Annotated in this window: 3 protein-coding genes and 1 pseudogene; all 4 read left to right on the top strand. The window is 62.2% G+C overall.

What is annotated here, in order from left to right:
- Window positions 1–261, top strand: a pseudogene (locus Q0O95_RS13515) (branched-chain amino acid ABC transporter permease); the annotation flags it as partial.
- A gap of 1 nt (window position 262) precedes the next feature.
- The gene (locus Q0O95_RS13510) at window positions 263–1,270 is read left to right on the top strand and encodes a branched-chain amino acid ABC transporter permease (RefSeq protein ID WP_293699715.1); all 1,008 of its coding nucleotides are present in this window, start codon (window positions 263–265) and stop codon (window positions 1,268–1,270) included.
- Window positions 1,263–2,225 (top strand): ABC transporter ATP-binding protein, encoded by a 963-nt coding sequence (locus Q0O95_RS13505; RefSeq protein WP_293699713.1) that lies wholly within the window; start codon window positions 1,263–1,265, stop codon window positions 2,223–2,225. The genes Q0O95_RS13510 and Q0O95_RS13505 overlap by 8 nt, the downstream gene beginning before the upstream one ends.
- Complete coding sequence (locus tag Q0O95_RS13500; RefSeq protein ID WP_293699710.1) at window positions 2,222–3,082, top strand: ABC transporter ATP-binding protein; 861 nt, start codon at window positions 2,222–2,224, stop codon at window positions 3,080–3,082. The genes Q0O95_RS13505 and Q0O95_RS13500 overlap by 4 nt, the downstream gene beginning before the upstream one ends.
- The last annotated feature ends 711 nt before the right edge of the window (window positions 3,083–3,793 follow it).

Genomic DNA, 3,793 nt, shown 5'->3' with positions numbered 1-3,793 from the left:
TACACGTACTTCATCGGTGGCGCGATCAGGTGGGACACCGGGTTCCAGATCCTGCTGCTGCTGTTCGCGGCGGTCACGCTCGGCGGGCTCGGAAGCGCTTTCGGAGCCCTGATCGGAGCACTCGTGATCGGCATCGTGACCGAAGTCTCAACGATCTGGTTGCCTGCGGACGTCCGGTACGCGGTCGGCCTGTTCATTTTGATCCTTGTGCTGCTCTTCAGACCACAGGGAATTCTGGGCCGCAAGGAAAGGATCGGCTGACATGGATATCCTCACTCCCTTCCTCTTAGCCTTCGTCGACTCGACGAGCGCGGCCTTCGCGCTGGCAGCGATCGGCCTCGGCGTGCACTTCGGGTACGCGGGCCTGCTGAACTTCGGCCAGGCCGGCTTCATGGCCATCGGCGCGTACGGCTTCGCGATCTGGACGACGATGGCGGCTCCGACCGCCAACTGGGGATGGCCGCCCGCGGCGTCCTTCATCTCCGCGGTCATCGTCGGTCTGGTTGCCGCGTCGATCTACGCGTTCGTACTCGGTATTCCGACGCTCCGCCTCCGCGGAGACTATCTCGCCATCGTGACCATCGCGGCGGCCGAGATCGTGCGGTACACCGTGCGAACGACCGAACTGACACCCATCACGGGTGGCTCGCAGGGTCTGACCGGTGCCGCTATCAAGACGGACATTCAGGCCATCAACCCGCTGCCGCCCGGCCAGTACGGTTTCTGGATCTTCAACGCGGGCGCTTACGACACCTGGATCCGCATCCTCGCTTGGGTACTCGTGGCGATCGCGCTCATCGTCGTCTGGATGCTCTTCCGCAGCCCTTGGGGCCGCGTTGTGAAGGGTATCCGTGAAGACGAAGACGCAGTGCGCTCGCTCGGTAAGAACGTCTTCAACTACAAGATGCAGGTGCTGATCCTCGGTGGTGTTCTCGGTGCGCTCGGAGGCATCATGTACGTGATGCCGAGAGCACTCCAACCCGACTTCTTCGCGGCTCCGACGACGTTCTATCTCTGGACGGCGTTGCTGCTGGGAGGCGCTGCCACGGTCTTCGGGCCGGTGATCGGAGCCATTCTGTTCTGGGCGACGCTGAACGGTGTTCGAGCAGTGATCAGGCTGCTGCACGATGTCGGCGTCTTCGGCGACATCACGGCGACACAGGCGGCACAGCTCGCGTTCGTGTTCGTCGGTTTCGCGCTGATCCTGCTGGTGGTGTTCAGACCGCAAGGAATATTCGGTAATAAGAAGGAGCTGTCGTTCAATGTCTAAGCTCACAGCATCCGATCTTGTCGTCGGCGACCCCGCACCCGGGGTTCCGAAGCAGGATCCTGTCATCGTCGCAGACGGCGTCACCCGCCAGTTCGGCGGCCTCAAGGCAGTGGATGTCGCGCACCTCGAGGTGCCTCGTCACGCGATTACAGCGCTCATCGGCCCCAACGGTGCCGGCAAGACCACGCTGTTCAACCTCCTGACCGGCTTCGACAAGCCAGACACCGGGACCTGGTCGTTCAACGGCAAGAACCTTGCGGGCATCCCGTCCTTCAAGGCTGCGCAGAGCGGCATGGTCCGGACCTTCCAGCTGACGAAGAGCCTCGCGCGCCTCACGGTGCTCGAAAATGTCCTGCTCGGCGCTGCCGACCAGCGAGGCGAGAGCTTCTGGGCATCCTTCTTCCCACCGATCTGGAGTAAGCAGGAGAGCGAGAATCGCGACAAGGCGATGGACTTGCTCAAGCGCTTCAAGCTCGACGCGAAGAAGGACGACTATGCGGCATCCCTCTCCGGCGGTCAGCGCAAGCTGCTCGAAATGGCTCGTGCCCTCATGAGCGACCCCTCGCTCGTCATGCTCGATGAGCCGATGGCAGGCGTCAACCCGGCGCTCACGCAGTCGTTGCTCGAGCACGTACTGGCGCTGAAGGAGGACGGGATGACCGTGCTGTTCGTCGAACACGACATGCACATGGTTCGCCACATCTCCGACTGGGTCGTCGTCATGGCCGAGGGCAAGATCGTGGCCGAAGACGTCCCGGAGGACGTCATGAAGAACCAAGCCGTTATCGACGCCTACCTCGGTGCCCACCACGACACCGACCTCGGTTCCATTACGGGCCAGCTCGACATGGAAGCCGCTCTGAAGGACGAGCTCGGCGAGGACAGCGTCGGTTCCATCGCCGATGCCGAGCGCTCAGAAGAATCCACGACGTCTTCAAAGGAGGGCGAACAATGAGTGATCGAGTTCTCGAAACCAAGGAACTCCACGCCGGGTACCTTCCGGGCGTGAACATCCTCAACGGCTGCTCGATTTACGCCGACGAGGGCGAACTTATCGGCATCATCGGCCCGAACGGAGCGGGCAAGTCAACGCTGCTGAAGGCCGTGTTCGGGCAGGTGAACGTGCGCGAAGGTTCGATCGAGCTGAAGGGCGACGACATCACGGGGCTCTCCGCTGACAAGCTCGTCAGCAAGGGTGTCGGCATGGTGCCGCAGACCAACAACGTCTTCCCGACACTCTCGATCGAAGACAACCTGCGGATGGGCGCCTTCCAGTCCCCCAAGCTGTTCGACGAGCGCTTCGAATTCGTTGCGTCGCTCTTCCCCGAACTGGCGAAGCGTCGCAAGCAGCGTGCCGGCGGTCTCTCCGGTGGTGAGCGGCAGATGGTCGCGATGGGCCGTGCACTCATGATGGACCCAGCCGTGCTGCTGCTCGACGAGCCGAGTGCGGGTCTTTCGCCCGTGAAGCAGGACGAAGCATTCCTGCGCGTCTCCGAGATCAACAAGCAGGGGGTGACCATCGTGATGGTCGAGCAGAATGCGCGCCGCTGCCTGCAGATCTCCCACAGGGCGTATGTGCTCGATCACGGCACGGACGCCTACACGGGGTCGGGCCGGTCGATGCTCAACGATCCCAAGGTCATCGAGCTCTACCTCGGTACCCTCGCTACGGATGTCGAGACGAAGGCGAGTGACGCTGCTGCGGCAGCAGAGGCCGCGGCCGCTGCGGTGAGTGCATCGGAGGAATCGGATACCAGCGCGGTCGACAGCGTCGAAGCCCCGGACAGCACCGAAGGAGAGAATAAGTCGTAACTCGTCGTTCGCCGTTTGGCGCAGCACGAGCATCGCGTATTCAGGAGGCCCGCTCAGCCATTGGCTTGGCGGGTTTCCTCGTTCTTGTCGACCGCCTTCTGCGCCCTCCAGCTCGGTGCGTACCCAATGTCGGGAGAACTGCCCGGTGTGACCGGATGTCGGGCCAATCTCCCGACACTCGGGAAAATCCATACATTGGGAACAGTCAAGCCCAGACACTCGAGCCCAAACATCGGAGCCCAAACATCTGCTCTGCCACGGCATCTATCCCTGTGCCGAATGTCGGGAGAATCAGCCCACATGACCCAATGTCGGGCCAATCTCCCGACATTGGGGAAAATCCATACATTCGGCACACCCGCCCGCTCCGACGTAGCCATCCCAGCCACCGAGCGCGCCCGCAGATCGACCGACCCCTGAGCCGTCGCCCCTGCCCTCCTGCACGAACACGAACATACCGCTGCAGCAGAATCCAGAGAGCTGCCCACCGTTAGCTGCACGGTCCCCCACCGTGAAACATCATTACTCGTGCTCAATGTATGGAGAATCAGCCCACATGACCCAATGTCGGGCCAATCTCCCGACATTGGGGAAAGTCCATACATTGGGAACAGTCAAACCGACGGACAGACGAAGTCGGGCACACAAAAAGGCTGTGGGGCCCGCATTGCGGGCCCCACAGCTGAGAGAGTAGACGTTTGCCGCTAGGGC

This window comes from uncultured Agrococcus sp. (assembly GCF_945915485.1).
Classification (GTDB): domain Bacteria; phylum Actinomycetota; class Actinomycetes; order Actinomycetales; family Microbacteriaceae; genus Agrococcus.
Note: the sequence above shows the minus strand (reverse complement) of the source record. Positions and strands in the feature narration are given on the sequence as shown.